At 69.9% G+C, this 12,997-nt stretch carries 13 protein-coding genes and 1 other RNA gene; 10 read left to right on the plus strand and 4 right to left on the minus strand.

The window, feature by feature from the left end; genetic code table 11:
• Window positions 1-110 precede the first annotated feature (110 nt).
• The 9 genes from prfB (at window position 111) to AC0VYL_RS05255 (ending at window position 8,653) form a co-directional block, all read left to right on the plus strand.
• On the plus strand, window positions 111-1,229 hold the full coding sequence (gene prfB / locus AC0VYL_RS05215; RefSeq protein ID WP_475459783.1) for a peptide chain release factor 2: 1,119 nt from the start codon (window positions 111-113) through the stop codon (window positions 1,227-1,229).
• Between the two features lie 338 nt (window positions 1,230-1,567).
• Window positions 1,568-2,257, plus strand: coding sequence for a cell division ATP-binding protein FtsE (gene ftsE, locus AC0VYL_RS05220; RefSeq protein WP_017542492.1), 690 nt, complete (start codon window positions 1,568-1,570; stop codon window positions 2,255-2,257).
• Between the two features lie 85 nt (window positions 2,258-2,342).
• The gene (gene ftsX, locus AC0VYL_RS05225; RefSeq protein ID WP_475459785.1) at window positions 2,343-3,254 is read left to right on the plus strand and encodes a permease-like cell division protein FtsX; all 912 of its coding nucleotides are present in this window, start codon (window positions 2,343-2,345) and stop codon (window positions 3,252-3,254) included.
• An 84-nt stretch (window positions 3,255-3,338) separates the two neighbouring features.
• Window positions 3,339-3,803: an SsrA-binding protein SmpB gene (gene smpB, locus AC0VYL_RS05230; RefSeq protein WP_378743263.1), complete on the plus strand. Its 465-nt coding sequence runs from the start codon at window positions 3,339-3,341 to the stop codon at window positions 3,801-3,803.
• A gap of 38 nt (window positions 3,804-3,841) precedes the next feature.
• A complete protein-coding gene (locus AC0VYL_RS05235; RefSeq protein WP_475459789.1) occupies window positions 3,842-5,857 on the plus strand; it encodes a penicillin-binding transpeptidase domain-containing protein in 2,016 nt (671 codons plus the stop codon).
• Window positions 5,858-6,221: 364 nt separating this feature from the next.
• Window positions 6,222-6,593: a transfer-messenger RNA gene (gene ssrA / locus AC0VYL_RS05240) on the plus strand.
• A 266-nt stretch (window positions 6,594-6,859) separates the two neighbouring features.
• The gene (locus tag AC0VYL_RS05245; RefSeq protein ID WP_475482475.1) at window positions 6,860-7,588 is read left to right on the plus strand and encodes a CPBP family intramembrane glutamic endopeptidase; all 729 of its coding nucleotides are present in this window, start codon (window positions 6,860-6,862) and stop codon (window positions 7,586-7,588) included.
• Window positions 7,589-7,598: 10 nt separating this feature from the next.
• Window positions 7,599-7,931, plus strand: a complete 333-nt coding sequence (locus AC0VYL_RS05250) for a PadR family transcriptional regulator (RefSeq protein WP_475459794.1) — start codon at window positions 7,599-7,601, stop codon at window positions 7,929-7,931.
• Window positions 7,928-8,653 carry a DUF2812 domain-containing protein gene (locus tag AC0VYL_RS05255; RefSeq protein WP_475459796.1) on the plus strand — a complete coding sequence of 242 codons (726 nt, stop codon included), beginning with the start codon at window positions 7,928-7,930 and terminating at the stop codon, window positions 8,651-8,653. The genes AC0VYL_RS05250 and AC0VYL_RS05255 overlap by 4 nt, the downstream gene beginning before the upstream one ends.
• A 9-nt stretch (window positions 8,654-8,662) precedes the next feature.
• On the opposite strand, the gene AC0VYL_RS05260 is transcribed toward AC0VYL_RS05255, so the two are convergent.
• The 3 genes from AC0VYL_RS05260 to nagA form a co-directional block, all read right to left on the minus strand.
• On the minus strand, window positions 8,663-9,169 hold the full coding sequence (locus tag AC0VYL_RS05260) for an SRPBCC family protein (RefSeq protein ID WP_475459799.1): 507 nt from the start codon (window positions 9,167-9,169) through the stop codon (window positions 8,663-8,665).
• Between the two features lie 104 nt (window positions 9,170-9,273).
• Window positions 9,274-9,582, minus strand: a complete 309-nt coding sequence (locus AC0VYL_RS05265) for a hypothetical protein (RefSeq protein WP_475459802.1) — start codon at window positions 9,580-9,582, stop codon at window positions 9,274-9,276.
• Window positions 9,583-9,684: 102 nt separating this feature from the next.
• Window positions 9,685-10,833, minus strand: a complete 1,149-nt coding sequence (gene nagA, locus AC0VYL_RS05270) for an N-acetylglucosamine-6-phosphate deacetylase (protein WP_475482476.1) — start codon at window positions 10,831-10,833, stop codon at window positions 9,685-9,687.
• A gap of 626 nt (window positions 10,834-11,459) precedes the next feature.
• Between nagA and AC0VYL_RS05275 the strand changes: the two genes are divergently transcribed.
• On the plus strand, window positions 11,460-11,975 hold the full coding sequence (locus tag AC0VYL_RS05275; RefSeq protein ID WP_475459807.1) for an NADPH-dependent FMN reductase: 516 nt from the start codon (window positions 11,460-11,462) through the stop codon (window positions 11,973-11,975).
• 24 nt (window positions 11,976-11,999) lie between these two features.
• Here the strand turns inward: AC0VYL_RS05275 and AC0VYL_RS05280 are convergent, their stop codons facing one another.
• On the minus strand, window positions 12,000-12,926 hold the full coding sequence (locus AC0VYL_RS05280; RefSeq protein WP_475482477.1) for a hypothetical protein: 927 nt from the start codon (window positions 12,924-12,926) through the stop codon (window positions 12,000-12,002).
• Between the last annotated feature and the right edge of the window lie 71 nt (window positions 12,927-12,997).

Below are 12,997 nucleotides of genomic sequence, written 5' to 3' on the forward strand. Positions count from 1 at the left end.
TCCGGGGCCCGCTCCGCCTGGGGCCCGGTGACGGTGACGGTGGCCTCCCCGGGCGGGTCCGCCGGGCACGGATGGGGGGCGCCCTCCCGCTGGGACCTACACTGGGTCCCGTGGCAGAACTGGACCCAGCAGAGAAAATCAAGGAACTCGCGGCGACCCTGGCGAGTGTGACCGCCGTGTTGGACCTGGAGGCGATGCAGACCCAGATCGCCGAACTGCGCGAGCAGTCCGCGGACCCCGAACTGTGGGCCGACCAGGCCAACGCGCAGAAGGTGACGCGCCAGCTCTCCAGCCTGGAGTCCATGGTCAACAAGGTCAACGGCATCGGACAGCGCCTCGACGACCTCGGGGTGCTCTACGAGCTCGCCGAGGGCGAGGACGACCCCGACACCAAGGCCGAGGCCGACCGTGAGCTCGAGCAGCTCCGCAAGGAGATCGGTGAGCTGGAGGTGCGCACGCTCCTCAACGGGCCGCACGACGAGAGCGAAGCGATCGTCACCATCAACTCCCAGGCCGGCGGCGTCGACGCGGCCGACTGGGCGCAGATGCTCCAGCGCATGTACCTGCGCTGGGCGGAGCGGCACGGCTACCCCACGGACGTCTACGAGACCTCCTACGCGGAGGAGGCGGGCATCAAGTCCACCTCGTTCGCGGTCAAGGCCCCCTTCGCGTACGGCACCCTGCGGGGCGAGCACGGCACCCACCGGTTGGTGCGCATCTCGCCGTTCGACAACCAGAACCGGCGCCAGACGTCGTTCGCGGGCGTGGACGTCGTCCCGATGGTGGAGCAGAGCGACCACATCGAGATCGACGAGACCGAGCTGCGCGTGGACGTGTACCGCTCCAGCGGCCCCGGCGGCCAGGGCGTCAACACGACCGACTCGGCCGTGCGCATCACCCACATGCCCACGGGCATCGTGGTCTCCTGCCAGAACGAGCGCTCGCAGTTGCAGAACAAGGCGACCGCGATGTCGATGCTCCAGGCCAAGCTCCTGGCCCGCAAGCGCGAGGAGGAGCAGGCCGCGCTGGACGAGATCCGCGGTGACTCGGTGAGCAGCTGGGGAACCCAGATGCGCAACTACGTCCTGCACCCGTACCAGAGCGTGAAGGACGTGCGCACCGGCGCCGAGACCGGCAACACCTCCGGTGTCCTCGACGGCGAGATCGACGCGTTCATCGACGCCGAGATCCGGTGGATGCGCAGCCGGGAGAAGAACGAACAGAACTGACCCGTGGCGTCCCCGCCCGAGCGGCGGGGACACGCCCGGTCGTACGAGTGGAACCAGGAGCGGTCGAACCCGCTCCGTAGCCCAACGGTGACGCTCACGACTCCGCAGTTTTACCGAAACTGCTATATGTGAACGTTATCATCGGTTGACACCTCCGATATGCTCGTGGCTGTTGTCCGATAGTGCTCTGATCTCCACGGATCTCTCGGGTGCGACAGGACCTGGACAATCCGGGCCCCTGCCCCCTCTAAACTGTCGGTGGCCATGCGGCCGGTACGATCCCGCGCGGAGCTCAGTCCGCCGGGTGCCCATACCTTCGAGAGCCTTGTGATGCGCCTGTGATCCACTTCGATAACGTCACCAAGCTGTACCCAACTCAGAAGCGCCCCGCGCTCGACGGTGTTTCCATCGACGTGGACAAGAGCGAGTTCGTCTTCCTGGTCGGCCCGTCCGGCTCCGGCAAGTCGACCTTCCTCAGGCTGGTGCTCAAGGAGGAGAAGCCCAACGAGGGACGGGTGCACGTCGCGGGCAAGGACCTCGCGCGCCTGTCCAACTGGAAGGTCCCGCACCTGCGCCGCCGCATCGGCTGCGTCTTCCAGGACTTCCGCCTGCTGCCGAACAAGAACGTCTTCGAGAACGTCGCCTTCGCCCTGGAGGTCATCGGCAAGCCCCGGCGGTTCATCAAGAAGGTCGTCCCCGAGGTCGTCGAGCTCGTGGGCCTCGAAGGCAAGGCCGGGCGCATGCCCGGGGAGCTCTCCGGTGGTGAGCAGCAGCGCGTGGCCATCGCCCGCGCCTTCGTCAACCGCCCGCAGATCCTGCTGGCCGACGAGCCCACCGGAAACATCGACCCGGCGACCTCCATCGGCATCATGAAGGTGCTGGACCGAATCAACCGCACGGGCACGACCGTCGTCATGGCGACGCACGACGCCGCCATCGTCGACTCGATGCGCAAGCGCGTGATCGAGCTTGAAGAGGGCTTGGTGGTGCGCGACCAGACGCGCGGCGTCTACGGCCAGGCGTACTGACCCCTGGCACGCTCGTCGCCGGGCGGTCGGCGACCGCGAGACCACCGGCACGGCGAAGCCCCGAAGGATGGACCTTTAACAGATCATGCGAGCACAATTCGTTCTCTCCGAGACGTGGATCGGCCTACGTCGCAACCTGACGATGACCATCGCGGTCATCACGACCGTGGCCATCTCACTCGCCTTGTTCGGTGCCGGTCTGCTGGTCAACCAGCAGGTCTCCGAGATGCGCAACTACTGGGACCAGCGGATCACGCTGACCATCTACATGTGCAACGACATCTCACCGACCGCCGCCTGCCAGGAGAACGGCGCGGCGACCGAGGAGGACCGCGAGGCCCTTGAGGCGCAGCTGAACTCGCTGCCCGAGGTCGAGGACTTCCGGTACCTCACCGCAGCCGAGGCCTGGGCCGACTTCCAGGAGCGCATCGGCTCCTCCAACGAGGCCCTCGCGGAGGCCGCGCAGGAGGGTGACATCCCGGAGAACTACCGGGTGCAGCTCACCAACCCCGACAACTACGACACCGTGCGCGCGGCCGTCGACGGGGCCGCCGGTGTCGACTCCGTCTCCAACGACCAGCGCGTCCTCGAACAGTTCTTCGGGCTGCTCGACGGTCTCAAGTGGGCCGCTCTGGTGGTCGCCGGTGTGCAGCTGGCCGCCGCCGCGCTGCTGATCGGCAACACCATCCGGCTGTCGGCCTACAGCCGCCGCCGGGAGACCGGCATCATGCGCCTGGTCGGCGCGTCGAACTTCTACATCCAGCTGCCCTTCCTCCTGGAGGGCGCCATCGCCGGTCTCATCGGTGGTGTCATCGCGTCCGGGTTCATCGTGGCCACGAGGTACACGCTGCTCACCCAGATCGAGGAGTGGTTCCAGTTCGACGTGGCACTGGGCACGGGCTCGCTGCTGTACGTCATCGGAGTCTCGATGATCCTCGGTGTGCTCCTGTGCACCGTGACCTCGTTCCTCACCCTGCGCCGCTACCTGAAGGTCTGACGGGTCACCGCCGGATTCAGGGCGGGCGCCGGGTACCGGGGGGCCACACGACGTGGCCCCCCGGACGCATGAAGGGATACAACCGTGGCCAAGGAAACCGGGCGGAAACTGATCGCCCAGAACCGCCGCGCCCGGCACGAGTACCACCTCGACGAGACCTACGAGGCGGGGCTGGTCCTGACCGGTACCGAGGTGAAGTCCCTGAGAGAGGGACGCGCCTCCCTCGTGGACGGCTTCGCGCACATCCACGACGGCGAGGTGTGGCTGGAAGCCGTGCACATCCCGGAGTACTCACAGGGCACCTGGACCAACCACTCGGCCCGCAGATCACGTAAGCTACTCCTGCACCGCGAGCAGATCTCCCGGCTGATCGGCAAGACCCGGGAGCCCGGGCGCACGCTGATCCCGCTCTCCCTGTACTTCAGTGACGGGCGGGCCAAGGTGGAGATCGCTCTGGCTCGCGGTAAGCGTGAGTACGACAAGCGCCATGCCATCGCCGAACGCGAAGCCAAGCGTGACATGGAGCGCGCGCTTCGCCGTCGGCGTTGAGCTGTCCCACACTGAGGCGCCTGAAAGGAACACACAAGGTGTCCCCCCGTCCCCTCGGCCGCAGGATCGCGGCCGCCAGCAGTGGCCTGATCGTCGCCCTGAGTCTCGCGGCGTGCACGACCCACCCCAGTCCGGAGGTGGCAGTCAGGTCCTTCCTGCTCGCCTGGCAGGACGGGAACCACGCCGAGGCCGCCAGGTACACCACCGGTGACCCGGAGGAGGTCGAGCGGGCCCTGACCGAGGTCCACGACCAGCTCGACCTCGCCTCCATCCGGTTCGACCTCGGCCGGATCTCCACGGAGGGCGGGTCCGCGAGCGCCGAGTTCGGCGCCACCGCGGACCTCGGTATCGGTGACCCGGTGTGGAACTACACCGGGCGGATGTCGCTGACCAACGGCCCCACCGGCTGGGTCATCGACTGGTCCCCGAGCGTCATCCACCCCGACCTCTCCGAGGGCGAGCGCCTCGCCGTCAGCTACGAGATCAAGGACCGGGGCCAGATCCTCGACCGGTCCGGTGAACCCCTCGTCTCCGCCGACAGCGTCACCGCCTTCGGTGTGCTGCCCGCCGACATGGAGGACAAGGAAGCGGGCGTCACGGAGCTCGCGGAGCTCCTCGACGAGGACCCCGACCCGCTGCTCAACCGGGTGCGCTCCGCCCCGCCCGAGCAGTTCCAGCCGCTGGTCCTCATGCGCGACGCGGACAGCGCCCTTCTGAGCGAGGCCTCCAGCATCTCCGGTGTCGACACCCAGGAGGTCGAGGTCAACCTGTCACCGACGGTGGCCCCGTTCGTCCTCGGAGAGGTCGCGGGCACGTCGGAGCACCGGGTCTCCTCCCGTGTCGCGGGCGCCTACCAGGCGGGCGACACCGTGGGTCTGAGCGGCCTCCAGAACATCTTCCAGCAGGAGCTGGCCGGCACCGCCACCACACAGGTGGTCAGCCTGGGCGAGGACGGCGACCAGACCGACGTCCTGGAGTCCTGGGAGGGCGTGCGCAGCGGCGGCATCGAGACCACCCTGGACCTGGCCACCCAGCACGCCGCGCAGAACGCGCTGGAGTCGCTGCCCGGCGACGGCTACCTCGTCGCGGTGGACACCACCAACGGAGAGGTCCTGGCGGCCGCCAACGCCTCCGGCAGCACGGCCGACGACGCTGCCTTCACCGGGTCCTACGCGCCCGGCGGCACCTTCACCATGGTCTCGGCCCTGGCCGCGCTGGAGGCCGGGGCGGTCACGGCGGACAGCGCCATGCCCTGCGGGTTCCAGTCCGAGGTGGGCGACCAGGTGTTCACCAACCCCAGCAACGGCTTCCTCGCCGAGAACCCCACGCTGGTCCGCAACATGACCTACATGTGCACCGTCGGGTTCGTCGACATCGCGTCCGAGGTCGGCGCCGACACGCTCACCGACGTCTCCGCGCAGCTCGGCCTGGGCGCCGACTGGCAGCTGCCGCTGCCCGTCTCCCCGGGGACCGTGGACATCGCGGACGGCGACGCGGAACTGGCCTCCGCCATGATCGGTGACCACGGGGTCCAGGTGAGCCCGCTCTCCATGGCCCTGGCGGCCGGGGCCATCGCCGACGGTTCCTGGCACGGCCCGACCCTCGTCCGCGAGGAGGGGCCCAGCCCGGCCAACGCCAACGAGCTCGACGAGACCAACCTGGAGGTCGTCCGGGAGGGGCTGCGCGACGCGGTCACCCTCCGGATCCCCGAGGTGAACGTCGGCGAGGAGCAGGTGTACGGCCAGGCGGCCCGCACCGAGCAGGACGGCACCGCGCTGCACTGGTTCGTGGGCTACCAGGGGGACGTCGCCTTCGCGGTCCTCGCCGAGGTCGACCCCGAGATGAGCCAGTGGCAGCAGTACGCCGTCACCTCCGCGACCAGCTTCCTCAACGGGCTGGCCAACGGTGCCGTCCCCGGTGCCGAGGGCGTGCCCGGTACCGAGGGAGTCCCCGGAGCCGAGGGGGCGCCCGGTACCGAGGGTGTGCCCGGTGAGGAGTCCGCGCCGCCGGAGGGCCTGGGCACCGAGGCGGAGGCCGACCTCACCGGCCAGTGAGAACTCGGATCGAGGACGCCGCCGGAGCAACCCACGGGTGCTCCGGCGGCGTCTTTCCCTGTGACTGGTACCGCGACAGGGGTAGCGGGCCAGCGTGAGAGGCAGGACCTCGTCTCTGGGGAGGCCCTGTCGCCTTTCAAGGTCGGCCCAACCCAGGCCGACCGCCCCCGTGAGCCGCGTCGACCGCTCTGGAGTCCGCCTCACGGGGGTTTCTCCCTGCCCGGGGGAATCCCCCGCCGTCACGGGGAATCAGCTTGGTCCCCACACCGTTCAACAGGTAGAGTGACGATCACGCGAGTGCTCGTTCACTCGCTTGTCGGCCGCCCGGAACCCTCGGGTGACAGGTGGTCTTGACAACTTCACAGGGGGTGATCGGTTTCGACTTTGGTAGCCGTTCCAGGGGAAGCGGGTCGAGGGTTGTGTTTGTGACCTCGTTAATCCTGCATTCGCGTAAATTCAAGTGCCAATTCCAAGCGCACTGAGTTCGCTCTCGCTGCCTAAGCGATAGCGACTCTGTCGGCCCGGGCTCGTCATCGGCTCGGGATCCGGCACCATTTAGATGACTCACCGCTCAGATCAGGCCACGGGGCCTGAGCGGGACATTTTCGTGGCTGGGCCCGTCAGCGATGTGTCTGTACAAGCGCTGGGGCCGAGTAGAACGACACTACAGACTGCACCCGGAGAAGCCCTGGCTCGATGCTGAAGGACGCGGGTTCGATTCCCGCCACCTCCACCTGTTTCGAAGGCGGCCCTGTTCGCGTGTTCACGCGCGAGCAGGGCCGCCTTCGTCGTTTCTTCGGGGGATTCCCCCGTCTCCTCTCTGATGTGTAGTCGCGGGCGCTCGCGCCCAAGCGCCCCGTGGTCCGGGGGCCTCTGGCCCCTCCCCGCGGGGCGCTTCGTCATGCCCGGGACGTGTCGGTGGGCACCGCATGGCTACATAGGTTGCGATCCTAACTAGGTTGCTTTACCGTCTAGGTAGATCAACCGATGGAGGTGGCACCCATGCCGATCGAGCTTGACGTCCCGGTCTTCTCACCCGCGGCACTCGTCATCGCGGGGCTGGTCTTCGCCTACCTGCTCGTGGTCGAGCCGCTGTGGGGCAAGCGCGTGTTCGAGGTGCTCAAGCGGGACCGGGACAGTGATCCGGGCCTGTACCTGCGGTTCTTCGGCACCGGGATGGCGGTCTTCTGGGGGCTGACGGGGCTCACGGCCCTGGCCGTCCTGCTCTCACCCGGAGTCGCATGGGCCCACCTGGGCCTGCACGGGGACGTGGACTGGGGGACCGTCGCCGGGATGCTGGTCGGCTTCGCGATCGCGGCGGTGCTGGTCACCCTGCTCGCCCGTGGGAAGGCGATGCCGGTCTCCCCGACACTGGACCCCATGCTGCCGCGCACCGCCCGTGAACGCTGGTGCGCCGTCGGTACCTCGGTCACGGCCGGGGTGTGCGAGGAGATCATCTTCCGGGGACTGCTCATCGCGGTCGGCGTCTCCCTGGGACTGCCCCTGTACGCGGCGGCGGGCCTGGCCCTGGTGGTCTTCACCCTCGCGCACCTGTACCAGGGTGTGAGGGACATGGTGTTCGTCGGCCTGTTGGGCCTCGCCCTCACCTACCTGTACCTGAGCACCGGCAACCTGATCGCGCCGATCCTCGTGCACGTCCTGGTCGACCTGCGCGCGCTGCTGCTCACCCCGAGGCCCGAGCGGTCCGGGCACCCCGCCCCCGTGGTCTGAAGGAGAACGGATGGATCGTCGATCGAGCTGGTTGAAGGGTGTCCTGGACCTACTGGTCCTGGCCGGTCTCACGGAGGGCGAGAGCTACGGCTACGCCCTGGCGGCCCGGTTGGACGAGGCCGGGTTCGGCCGGATCAAGGGCGGGACCCTGTATCCGGTGCTGAACCGGCTGGAGGAGGCGGGCCTCGTCGTCGCGGAGTTCCGCGCGGCGGAGAAGGGGCCGGGACGGCGCTACTACCAACTGACCGACCAGGGCCGCGCGGTCCTGGCCGAACAGGGCGCCGCCTGGCTGGAGTTCGACGCGTCGGTGCGTGAGGTACTGGGGAAGGGCGGCATCGGATGAGCTACCTGGAAGAGCTGACGACCCTGCTGCGGGCCCGCGGCGTGGCTGAGGAGCGGGTCCGGGAGACGGTCGACGACCTCGCGGCCTTCGTCGCCGAGAGCGGTGTGGACCCGGAGGAGGAGTTCGGTCCGGTCGCGGAGTTCGCGGACGACCTCGGGGGAGAGGACGTCGAGGCCGGGCCCGAGGCCCTGGTGTGGGGCGCGGACTCCTTCGCGGCCCAGGGCCGGATGAACGAGCTGGGTGCCCAGGGCTGGGAGATCGTCCGGCTGGACCGGCAGGGCCGGTTCGTGAGCCACCGGGAGGAGCCCCCGCAGGCCTGGGAGTACCGACAGGAGTCGGCGCTCGGGCGCGGGGAGCGGGAGCGGATGGCGCGGCGGCTGGCCCCGGAGGGCTGGGAGCCGTGCGGGCACTACCTGACCCACGCCTACTTCAAGCGGGCGCGGGCGGCCGTGGTCGGGCCGGAGGCGGTGCTGGAGGAGCGCCCCGAACCCTCGGGGAGGCGCTTCTTCTGGGGCCTGCCGGGCGTGGCGGTGACCGGGTTCTTCCTGGCGGTGCTGGTGGTCTCGCTGTTCAGCCTCGGGAGGACCCTGTGGGAGGGAGACGCCGCCGACCGGGTGGCGACCCTGCTGGGCGCGGTGGTGGGCGGAGCGGTGGGTCTGGCGGCCATGGTCGTCGTGGTCTGGCTCGCCTTCAAGCTGTTGGCGAGGATCAGGAACCGCTGACCGCGCGGGTCAGCGGACTTCGGTCAGTGAACCGAAGTGGTTTCGGGTGTCCCTCACCAGGGAGGCGAGCAGGGTCTCGGTGAGGGGCCTCCCCAGTTGGACCGCGCTGTCCAGGCCCTTCCATGGGGCGAAGGCGAACGACCACACGAGCTTGCTGCCGACGTCGAAGGGGAGCACGTGGTAGTCCTCCGCGAAGGCGCTGAACAGGGGGAGGGTGGCCTCGGTGGCGTGGAACGACTTGCGCCGCTCGGCCTCGTCCCAGCGGAAGAACTCCTCCCGGATCCGGTACGTGCCGAGGACGCTGGCCTCCCGGGTGGTGCCCACGCCGTAGGGCGCCTCGGAGGTGTGGAGCACCTCGGGCAGGGCCCGGCACCAGGACAGCGGCCGGGACGAGGTGAGGCCCGCCCAGACCTCGTCGGGGGAGGCCGCGAGCTCCAGACCCACCCGCCAGCGCATGGGCGCGGTCTCGAAGAAGGTCTCGTCGACGGGGTCGAGCCCGTAGCGGAAGGCGGTCACGGGAGGTCCTTTGCGTCCGGGGGCACCTCTGGCGAAGGTACCAAGCCCTCGGGAAACGCCTGACGGGGGCGGTACCCGTCGGCATCGCCCCCGTCGGTCGTCGCCTACTCCTTGGTGGCCCCGACGAGCCACGCCACCTTGTGGGCGGTCAGCGACACGCTGCCGCTGTTGCCCAGGTGGACCCCGAACGAGGCGATGAACGCGAAGTCGTGCTCGCGGCGCTCGCAGATCACGTCCTCGACCGCGTAGACCGAGGCGGGGTTGCGCACCCGCAGGCAGAGGTCGGGTTCGTCCACCACCTCCGCCTGGACCTCGTAGCGGGTCAGCTCGCCGGCGAGCTTGCCGAGGTGTTCGCGTTCCTCGGAGGGCACGCGGGTCGGCTGCTGGTCGTTGGCCTGTCTCGACTGAGCCATGGTGGTTCCTTTCGTGTCAGGCACGGTGCTTTCCTCGACGCCCTGTCCGTAATTGTCGCTCAGGGTCAAGTTACTAATCCGTACCGTGCTCACGACACGCCGTTAGAACACCGAAGTGTCCGAAATCCAGCCGCCACGGTACATCACCGAGGAGACCGTGAGGTCGTCGTCGAGGACGAGGAGGTCGGCGTGGCCCCCGACCTCGATCCGGCCCGTGTCGGCCAGGCCCAGGGCGGTGGCGGGCACGGAGGAGGCCGACCGGATCGCGTCCGCCTCGGGCACCCCCAGGGCCACCGTGTTCCGGACCGCCTGGGGGAGGACGATCGTGCTGGAGGCGATCGCGCCGTTCTCCACCAGCCTGGCCTCGCCGTCCTGGACCCGGACCCGGAGGTCGCCCAGGGTGTACTCGCCGTCGCCCAAGCCGGTCGCGGACATCGCGTCGGTCACCAGCGAGACGCGCTCCGGTCCCGCCGCGTCGAACACCAGCCGGGCCGCGCCCGGGTGGACGTGCACGTTGTCCAGGATCAGCTCGACCGTCACCCGCTCGTCGCCCAGGACCGCGGCGATGGGACCCGGGTCGCGGTGGTTCAGGGGGCGCATCGCGTTGTAGACGTGCGTGGCCACGGTCGCCCCCGCGTCGATCGCGGCGAGGGTCTGCTCGAAGCTGGCCTCGGTGTGGCCCACCGCCGCCACCACGCCGACGGAGCGCGCGGCGCGGATGAGGTCCAGCGCGCCGGGCAGCTCGGGCGCCACCGTGACCATGCGGACGTGGCCGCGGCCCGCGTCGATCCAGGCGTCGAACTCCTTGGTGTCGGGGTCGCGCAGCAGCTCGGGGTCGTGCGCCCCGCACTTGGAGCGCGCGATGAAGGGGCCCTCCAGGTAGATCCCGGCCAGTTCCCCCGCGTCGCACAGTTCCGCCAGCGCGGAGACCTGGCGCAGCGTGTTCTCGGGGGTGGCCGCGACCAGCCCGCCGACCAGGGAGGTCACCCCGGACCTGCGGTTGAAGGCGACGATCTCCCGCACGCCCTCCGGGTCGGCCTCGGGGAACGCGTGCCCCGCCCCGCCGTGGATGTGGGTGTCGACCAGCCCCGGCGCGACCAGTCGTCCGCCGACGTCGTGCCGTTCTCCGGGGCCGGGGTCGCCCGTGCCGAGCTCGGTGACCCGGCCGTTCTCGATCCGGATCCAGCCTTCGTGGGTGCCGTCGGCCGTGATGGCGCGCGCGCCGGTGAGGGTGAGGGGTGTCTGGGCCATGTCTGGGCCTTCCCTGTGTCTGGGGGGTACCGCCGTGGGGCGGGGAGTCGGGCGTCGTGTGTCGTAAATTACATTTCCGTGAACGGGCGGTTCGCCGGGGGTCGTGCGCACCCTCCGGGCCGTCGCGTATCCCCAGCGGAGCAGGGTGATCCCGCTCCCTGGGACGGTTGTCCGCGAGGTGGACCGGCCCACGCGGAGCCCGACACCCCCGAAGGAGGGGTGGCGGCACGCATTGACGATAGCGGCCGACGCGCCTCATGATGGAGACATGTCCGCCGGTGAGCTGCTTGTCCAGCGCCTGCATGTCGACTTGAGACAGCAGGCGAGCGCGCTCTGTCGTAGCTAGCGCCTTGCGGGGCCCCGCCCCGCCACGGTTCTGACCGTGCCCCCGTGCCTTACGCAGACACCGGACGCTCATGACTCCCACCTGGGTCCCGGACCATCTCTCCCGGTCCGTGTGAGCACCCCCGACTGGACCACCGCACACGAGTCCCGGACGACGAGGTCCCGCTCGGTCGAGGTCCACGAGGAACAGCGGTTCCCCTCCGGTGTCTTCCGATCACCGCCCCCCGCGTTCCTTCCGGTCGATCCCGGCTCGCTCTGACCGAACCCAGGAGTTCTCCGCCATGACTCGCTTCACTGTGCTCGTCGCCGCCCCCCAGACCCACTCCTCCGTGCACACCGCCGCGCTGCGCGCCGCCGCCGAGGTCGCCACCCGCGCCGGGGTCACCTCGACGCCCGAGATCATCGACCTGGCCGCGATCGGCCAGGACCTGCTGGCCGAGTCCGCCGACTCGGTGACCGAGGCCCTGGAGCGGGTGAGCCGGAGCGACGTGCTCCTGGTGGCCTCCCCCCAGGTCCACGGCACCTACACGGGGCTGCTCAAGGTCTTCCTGGACCGGCTGCCCGAACTCGGCCTGGGCCACACCGTCGCGGTGCCGCTGGCCGTCGTCGACGACCTGCGCAACAGCCACGGCATCGAGGAGGACCTGCGCATCCTCCTGGCCGACCTGGGCGCCTGGGTGGCCGAGCCGGGCCTCATCCTGGCCTCGGACGAGACCCACAGCCCCGAGAGCGTCGTGCGCGCCTGGGCCGACGTGGCCGCCCCGGGTCTGCGCCAGGCCGTCTCCGTCGCCGCCTAGGGAACGCCGGTGGTCCGGGCGGGGTCAGCTCCGTCCGGGCCCTTCCGTTCCGGTGGGGGTCGGCTCCCCGCGCAGCCTGCTGGTGTCGGCCTCCGCCTGGGCCACGTTGCCGCGCACCAGGACCACCACGACCAGGGTCAGCGCGAACCCGCCGACCCTCAGCGCCAGCGTGAGCGGGTCCTCGGGCAGCTGCTCACCGAAGAGCAGCGTGCCGACCACCACCACGAAGACGTTGCCGACCACGTTCGACACCGGTGCCGTGATGGAGGCCCGGGAGCGCTGGAGCGAGGTCTGGAAGAGCACGATCCCCACCGCCCAGCCCAACGCGTACAGGTAGGGGAAGGGCGAGAGCAGGGCGGGCACGATCGCGGACAGGAACCCGTTGTCGGCCAGCAGGCCGCCCAGCCCCTTGCCCTGGAGTCCGGCGCTGCCCTGCGCGAGCCCGGCCGCCGCGCCCATGGCGGCCGCCGACACGTACCTGCCCCGGCCGCCCACGAACCCCATCACGGCCACGCACGCCACGACGGTGACCACGCTGACGGCCACCAGCAGCGGGGTGTTCGCGGTGGTCCCGGTCTCGGCGCCGTCCACGGTGGACAGGCTGAGCAGCCCGAGGGCGACCGGCATGACCCCGAGCGCCACGTACTCGCCCCGGGTGATCCGCTCGCCCCGCACCAGCGTGACGATCAGCAGGGTGGTGGCCACACCGGCGGCGAAGGCGGGCTGAGCCACGGACACGGGGGCCAGGCCCAGGGAGACGATCAGGCCCACGCTGCCCAGGGCGGCGAAGGCGCAGCCGAACACCCACCTCGGGTTACCCAGCAGTACCCTGGCCAGGTGGAGGGGCCGGTTGATCGAGATCGACTCGGAGCCGTGCAGCGCGCGCTGTTCCACGGTCAGGCCGATCGTGTAGACCAGCGCGGAGAGCAGCGCGACCAGGAGTCCGATCACGGTGGGGGGCCTTTCGGCTCGGTGCCGCTGGACCCGGCTGGGCCAGAAGGTTGACGGCATCCATATAACCA

The sequence above is a fragment of the Nocardiopsis sp. iso_238 genome, assembly GCF_056173325.1.

Bases quoted from the DNA above. Each gene is read 5' to 3' on its own strand.
- AC0VYL_RS05255 (WP_475459796.1), top strand. From the start codon at position 7,928: ATGAGCTACCTGGAAGAGCTGACGACCCTGCTGCGGGCCCGCGGCGTG.
- AC0VYL_RS05245 (WP_475482475.1), top strand. From the start codon at position 6,860: ATGCCGATCGAGCTTGACGTCCCGGTCTTCTCACCCGCGGCACTCGTC.
- AC0VYL_RS05250 (WP_475459794.1), top strand. From the start codon at position 7,599: ATGGATCGTCGATCGAGCTGGTTGAAGGGTGTCCTGGACCTACTGGTC.
- AC0VYL_RS05275 (WP_475459807.1), top strand. From the start codon at position 11,460: ATGACTCGCTTCACTGTGCTCGTCGCCGCCCCCCAGACCCACTCCTCC.
- ftsX (WP_475459785.1), top strand. From the start codon at position 2,343: ATGCGAGCACAATTCGTTCTCTCCGAGACGTGGATCGGCCTACGTCGC.
- nagA (WP_475482476.1), bottom strand. From the start codon at position 10,833: ATGGCCCAGACACCCCTCACCCTCACCGGCGCGCGCGCCATCACGGCC.
- AC0VYL_RS05265 (WP_475459802.1), bottom strand. From the start codon at position 9,582: ATGGCTCAGTCGAGACAGGCCAACGACCAGCAGCCGACCCGCGTGCCC.